A 5805-nucleotide genomic window follows, 5' to 3' on the forward strand; every position below is an offset into this window, starting at 1 on the left:
CCGGGGTTGGTCTGCCCTCACCATTGCCAGAACCACGCCACTTCTTTTGGGGCTGTTCTCTATCGTGACGCTGCTTGCCCAGCGTCTCTGGTCGCAGGGTGATGTGGAAATCAGGACTTGCGCCTGGTATAGCAAAACCCTGCCGACGTTCTCAGATGCCCTGGCGACAGTCAGGCGGGCGTTGTGGCGTCTACCGACTTTTACGATGTCCCGGTCATGCCGGGACATCGTAAAAGTCCCGCGACAGGTTTTTGAGCGCATGTCAGACGCGTTGTGTTACGCAGCTTGATTCCCAAAATGGACAAAGTCGAACTTAGAGCGTGTTTCAAAAGCCCTTCAGGATTTCTGCGAGTCCCAGGAGCACGCGCTTTCAGCTCCTCCCCCCCTGCGGGGGAGGCTGGGAGGGGGGAACCGCAAACGCCTTCCCAGCGCGGCCTGAACGAAACAACATCCATCTTCTGCCTCAAAATGAGACACCTTCTAAAACACGCTCTAAGATGGTCTGACTTCAGCAAGCGCGGGAATGAAGCAGGCAAAATCCATCTAAAAACCCCGGCCCCCAGCGTCAGAACGTGGGGGCCGGAGCATCAGAAGGTCCGCTCAGACTGCCGCTGCTCTCCCGGCCTCCACCGCGCGCAGGCCCCGCAGGCCCGACAGATCCACGATGCTGAACCCCACCTTGGACAGCACCGGCACGATCACGAACAGCGCCGTTTCTACAGGCTGGGAGAGCAGGTCGATTCCTGATGGTCCCAGTGCCCAGATGGTGGGATAGGCCACCCACAGCACACTCAGGAAGCCCGCGCTCTTATCGTATACAGCCTTCAGGTCCGCACCATCCCTGGCCGCCAGCGCGCGCACCGGCCCCCAGATCAGGCCCAGCACGATCAGGAAGGCCACCACACCGCACAGAAACCAGACCGTGCGCGCCGAACCCGTGCTGAGGTCCGCCACCAGACCGCTGCCGATCATGACCAGATCGCTGAAGATCAGCGCGCCGATCAGGGTGTAGTTCTTTCTGGCCTGCCGGAACATGGCGGTCAGGGCCAGCGCCGTCAGCAGCAGCGGCGTGGTCACGGCCCAGTCGATATACCGGGCGTAATAGGTGGTCTGCCCATCCACTTCCACTGTGCCCTGCCCCAGCAGCAGCCCCAGATACGCCAGCCCGGACCACACCGGAATGGCCGTGGCGATCAGGTACTCGGAGGCGGGCACGCCGCGCGGCTGGCGGCTCCAGGCGATGAACAGCAGCGCTCCCAGCGCCATGCAGGTGATGTAAATGCCCTGCCAGATGGATTCAGTCATGGAAGAAGTTTTAGCGGTTTCCGGGGTGCTTTGGGTATGTGCGGGGCCAGAACCGGGCATGAAAAGATTGAGACAGATTACATCTTCAGCAGATCGCGCCCCACCTGCCCCAGATTCTGCTTGCCGCTCAGGGCCAGGGCCAGCCGCACCTCGTCCTTCAGCAACTCCAGCACGCGGCGCACGCCGTCCTCCCCTCCTGCCGCCAGCCCCCACAGCGCGGGGCGGCCCAGGAACACGGCCTGCGCGCCCAGTGCCAGCGCTTTAAGAACATCGGTGCCGCGCGAGACGCCGCCGTCCAGATAGATTTCCATGCGGCCCGCCACCGCGTCGGCAATTTCGGGCAGGGCAGAGATGGCGCTGACGGCGGTGTCCAGTTGCCGCCCCCCGTGGTTACTGACCCAGACGTGACAGCCGTGCTGCACGGCCAGTTCGGCGTCCTCGGCGGTCAGGATGCCCTTGAGGACAATGGGCAGCGTCGTCTGCTCGCGCAGCCAGTCCAGATCGTTCCAGGTAAACGACTTGTCCACCAGATTCTGAAAGTAGTTGGTCAGTTGAGAGCCAGTGTCGGTTTCCACCCCGGCCAGCGTTTCGCGGGAGGCGACGTTGGGGGCGCTGAGGTGCGGCGGCAGGGCAAAGCGGCGGCGTTCGTTGGCCTCGCGGCGGCCCAGGTACGGCGCGTCCACGGTGAAGACCAATGCGCGTGCGCCGGACGCCTCCGCCCGGGCAATGATCTCGCGGCTGAGTTCCCGGTCCGCCAGCAGATAAAGCTGGAACCAGAAGCGCCCGGCAGCGGCCTGTCCCACGTCGGCAATCGGGGTGTTGGAAAAGGTGCTGAGGGTCATCACGCTGCCCGCCGCGCTGGCGGCCCACGCGGTGGCGAGTTCGGCGTCCGGGTGCGCCAGCCCGTGAAAGGCGCTGGGAGCCACGCCCACCGGGAAGTCCAGCGGCAGACCCAGCACCTGCGTAGAGGTGTCGATGCTGGACACGTCCACCAGCATGCGCGGACGCAGGCGAATGCGCGCAAAATCCTCGCGGTTGGCGCGCATGGTATGGCCGTCGTTTGCGCCGCTGGCGTAGTAATCCAGTGCGTTCTGATCCAGCCGTTCGCGGCCCAATGCCTCAATCTCGCTCAGGTTGACAGCCCGCGCGAGGGCCTGATGCTGCTCCTGGGTGGGCAGGGTGGTGGTCATGGTGCAGGCTAGCAAGCGGCGAGCGCGGGATGTTTCGTATTCCTCCCGACAGCACCTGGGCCGCCTTCACGCCATGCTGACTGCATGTTCCGTTCCCGTCCGAAACCCGAAAAACCCCGCGCCGGACAGGAGAGTGTCTGGGACTACCCGCGCCCGCCCCGGCTGGAGCGCACCCACAAGCGCATAGAGATCTGGCTGGGCGGCGAGAAGATTGCCGACACCACGGAGGCGTTCCGCGTGCTGGAAACCAGTCACCCGCCGGGCTATTACCTGCCGCCTGAAGCCTTTGCGCCGGGCGTGCTGGCGGTTGCCCAGGGCAGCAGCAGGTGTGAATTCAAGGGCGCGGCGACGTACTGGACACTCTCGGCAGGAGGTAAAACGGCAGAGGCGGCAGGCTGGAGCTATGAATCTCCCACGCCCGCTTTTCAGGAGATGGCCGGGTACATCGCCGTCTATCCGGGGCGTATGGACGAATGCCGCGTGGACGGCGAGAAGGTCATTCCGCAGCCGGGCAACTTCTACGGCGGCTGGATCACTGAGGATGTGGTGGGGCCATTCAAGGGCGCGGCGGGAACGATGGGCTGGTAAAGGGCTTGAGCAGGTAGAGCAACATCCTTTCCTCTACGTTCTGCAAACTGCCGCCCGCCGTCTCCCTTGCTACCCTACCCCCATGACCGACGCCCCCATCCGCACCCGCCTTGACGCCCTGGCCCCGGCGCTGCGCCACTTTCACTCGGCCCTGCTGGACTTTGCCAAGGGTGAATATGAATTCCTGCATGGCCCCATTGCCAGCCCCTTTGAGCTGTATTCCCTGGTGATGAACAACCCGGACTTTCAGTGGCTGCGCCCGCTGTCCGGCCTGATGGCGACGCTGGATGAGGTGCTGGACGCCAAGAACAAGACCCTGACCGAGCAGAACCTGACCGATATACGCGGCGCACTGGGCCTGCTGTTCTCGGAAAGCGATACCCGCTTTGCTGACTTCCGGGCTGGATACACGCGCGCGAAGGGCGACAACCGCGTGCGCGAGACGGAAGCGAAGTGGCGCGAAGTCGTGAACAGCGTGGACGCCTGAATGCTAGGTCTTCAATGAGGCTCGTCGTTGGCCTGGGCAATCCCGGCCTCAAGTACGCCCAGACCCGCCACAACGTCGGCTGGCTGGTGGTCAATGAGGTGGCCCGCCGCGCCGGAGCAAGTTGGCTGAAGGAGAAAGACGCCGAGGTCTGCGAGGTTCGCCTCGGTCCCGCTCCGGGCGAAAAGGTGCTGCTGGTCAAGCCGCAGACGTTCATGAACGCGTCGGGCAAGGCGGTGCTGCCGCTGTTCTCGTTCTACAAACTAGAGTTGGGTGATTTGCTGGCGGTGCAGGATGATCTGGACAGCCCCTTCGGACTGCTGAAATTCCGTATGGGTGGGCGGCACGGCGGTCAGAACGGCGTGCGCGACATGATCCGCCTGCTGGGTTCGGAGGCGTTCGCGCGGCTCAAAATTGGCATCTCGCGCCCACCCGCTGGCCGTGATCCGGCGGATTGGGTGCTGAGCAAATGGCATCCCGACGAGGCCGCGACGCTGGCGGAACTGGTGCGCCTGGGCGCAAACGCGGTGGAGGTCTGGGCAGCGCAGGGATTGGCGGAAGGGCAGTTGCAATTCAACGGCACGGACCTTCGTCCCAAGCCTCCGGCCCCGGCACCTGCCACGCCCGCGTCCAGCGAAAGCGAACCTCAAAACGCAGAGGCATCGGCTAAACAGACTCAGGGCGTACCCTGAGCGAATGGCAAAATCCAAGACGGCTCCAGTCTCCCCAGCAACTCCCGAAGCGGATTTGAGATTAGATGTATTGATGCACCTGTCCAACCTCCCCGGCGTTCCCGGACAGGAGGACGCCGTGCGCGACTTCGTGCTGGCCGAACTTGAAGGGCTGGCCGATGACGTGCGGGTGGACGCGCTGGGCAACGTGATTGCCACCCGCAACGGCGAGGGCAAGAAGGGCAAGCGCGAACGCGTGATGGTCAGCGCCCACATGGACGAGATCGGTTTTCTGGTGCGCTTCATCGACGACAAGGGCTTTGTGCGCGTGCAGGCGCTGGGCGGCTTCGACACCCGCAACCTGTTCGCGCGTGACGTGACCGTGCATGCACGCGGCGGGGCGCTGCCCGGAATCATGACCCCCGGCGGCAAGCCCATCCACATCTCGTCCGCCGAGGAACGCAAGAAGATTCCCGAGGTCAAGGAGTTCTTTATTGACCTGGGATTGGACGCCGAGGAAGTCAAGCGCCGCGTGCGTGTGGGCGACATGGTGACGCTGGACCACATGGCCCGCCGCGTCGGCTCGCTGGTCTGCGGCAAGGCGATGGATGACCGCGCCTCCGTGTTCATGCTGCTGGAAGTCCTGCGCCACTTCCGCAAAACGCCGCCCAAGCATGATCTGATCGCCGTCTTCAGCGTGCAGGAAGAGGTGGGTCTCCGTGGGGCGATCACCGCCGCCTATGGCGTGGAACCCACTGTGGGCATCGGCCTGGACGTGACGCTGGCCGTGGATACCCCTGGCGTCAGCCCGGACGAGGCGGTCACGCGCATGGGCGAGGGCATCGGCATCAAGGTGTTCGATTCCAGCATGATCTCCACCCGCAGTCTGGTGGACGAGTTCTACGATCTGGCCGAGGCCAACGGCATCCGCGCCCAGATGGAAGTGCTGGGGCAGGGTGGCACGGACGGCGCGGCCATCCAGCGCAGCCGCGCGGGCGTGCCGACGCTGACCCTCAGTCTGCCGACGCGCTATATCCACAGCGTCGTGGAATCCGTACATGTGGACGATCTGAGGTCTGGGGTAGATCTGCTGGTGGCTTATCTGGGGTAAGCGCTGAGATGGAAGGCGAACCCCTCAGTCTGCTTCGCAGCCAGCTCCCCTCAAAAGGGAGCCAAGGGGCCTGGAATGTCGTCTAGCGCAGGAATCTCCCTGCCTCCCTTCTAAGAGCGTGTTTATAAAGGTTCGACGGATGGGTCGAGGCGACGGAGCATCAGGCGAATGTTGGCGAGATAGCACCAGGAAGCGGAAGTATGGCAGCGGCCTTCATAATCCCGGCTCAACCGACGTGAGCGCGTCAACCACGCCAATGAGCGTTCCACCACCCAGCGACGGGGCAGCACCTGAAACCCTGTGGCCCTGTCACTGCGTTTGATGATTTCCAATGTCCAGCCCAGTGTTTCCAGCGTCCAGGTGACCAGCTTGCCCAGATAACCACCATCGGCCCAGACATGACGGAGGCGCACAAAGCGCCTCCGTGCGTACCACAGCGTCATTTTTCCGCCATCA

7 protein-coding genes and 1 pseudogene are annotated in these 5805 nt (G+C 63.8%); 5 read left to right on the plus strand and 3 right to left on the minus strand.

Translation table 11 applies throughout. From position 1 onward, the window contains the following. Positions 1-289 (plus strand): annotated as a pseudogene (locus Q319_RS28455) (IS701 family transposase); the annotation flags it as partial. A gap of 311 nt (positions 290-600) precedes the next feature. Here the strand turns inward: Q319_RS28455 and Q319_RS0122195 are convergent. Together Q319_RS0122195 and Q319_RS0122200 are read right to left on the minus strand one after the other, a co-directional pair. Further along, entirely contained in the window at positions 601-1305 is a 705-nt protein-coding gene (locus tag Q319_RS0122195; protein ID WP_051655685.1) for a bacteriorhodopsin, read from the minus strand. A 77-nt stretch (positions 1306-1382) separates the two neighbouring features. After that, on the minus strand, positions 1383-2495 hold the full coding sequence (locus tag Q319_RS0122200; RefSeq protein ID WP_029484588.1) for an alpha-hydroxy acid oxidase: 1113 nt from the start codon (positions 2493-2495) through the stop codon (positions 1383-1385). An 84-nt stretch (positions 2496-2579) separates the two neighbouring features. Between Q319_RS0122200 and Q319_RS0122205 the strand changes: the two genes are divergently transcribed. The 4 genes from Q319_RS0122205 (at position 2580) to Q319_RS0122220 (ending at position 5349) form a co-directional block, all read left to right on the plus strand. Next, positions 2580-3083 (plus strand): DUF427 domain-containing protein, encoded by a 504-nt coding sequence (locus Q319_RS0122205; protein WP_029484589.1) that lies wholly within the window; start codon positions 2580-2582, stop codon positions 3081-3083. Positions 3084-3165: 82 nt separating this feature from the next. Continuing rightward, complete coding sequence (locus tag Q319_RS0122210) at positions 3166-3570, plus strand: hypothetical protein (protein ID WP_029484590.1); 405 nt, start codon at positions 3166-3168, stop codon at positions 3568-3570. 14 nt (positions 3571-3584) lie between these two features. Next, the gene (gene pth / locus Q319_RS0122215) at positions 3585-4259 is read left to right on the plus strand and encodes an aminoacyl-tRNA hydrolase (RefSeq protein WP_029484591.1); all 675 of its coding nucleotides are present in this window, start codon (positions 3585-3587) and stop codon (positions 4257-4259) included. 4 nt (positions 4260-4263) lie between these two features. Further along, positions 4264-5349 carry a M42 family metallopeptidase gene (locus tag Q319_RS0122220; RefSeq protein ID WP_245619444.1) on the plus strand — a complete coding sequence of 362 codons (1086 nt, stop codon included), beginning with the start codon at positions 4264-4266 and terminating at the stop codon, positions 5347-5349. 122 nt (positions 5350-5471) lie between these two features. On the opposite strand, the gene Q319_RS26610 is transcribed toward Q319_RS0122220, so the two are convergent. Then, a partial coding sequence (locus tag Q319_RS26610; RefSeq protein ID WP_211252411.1) for a transposase occupies positions 5472-5805 on the minus strand: 334 nt, incomplete at its 5' end.

This window comes from Deinococcus marmoris DSM 12784, from assembly GCF_000701405.1.
Classification (GTDB): domain Bacteria; phylum Deinococcota; class Deinococci; order Deinococcales; family Deinococcaceae; genus Deinococcus; species Deinococcus marmoris.

Bases quoted from the DNA above. Each gene is read 5' to 3' on its own strand.
- Q319_RS0122195 (WP_051655685.1), bottom strand. From the start codon at position 1,305: ATGACTGAATCCATCTGGCAGGGCATTTACATCACCTGCATGGCGCTG.
- Q319_RS0122200 (WP_029484588.1), bottom strand. From the start codon at position 2,495: ATGACCACCACCCTGCCCACCCAGGAGCAGCATCAGGCCCTCGCGCGG.
- Q319_RS0122205 (WP_029484589.1), top strand. From the start codon at position 2,580: ATGTTCCGTTCCCGTCCGAAACCCGAAAAACCCCGCGCCGGACAGGAG.
- Q319_RS0122210 (WP_029484590.1), top strand. From the start codon at position 3,166: ATGACCGACGCCCCCATCCGCACCCGCCTTGACGCCCTGGCCCCGGCG.
- pth (WP_029484591.1), top strand. From the start codon at position 3,585: ATGAGGCTCGTCGTTGGCCTGGGCAATCCCGGCCTCAAGTACGCCCAG.
- Q319_RS0122220 (WP_245619444.1), top strand. From the start codon at position 4,264: ATGGCAAAATCCAAGACGGCTCCAGTCTCCCCAGCAACTCCCGAAGCG.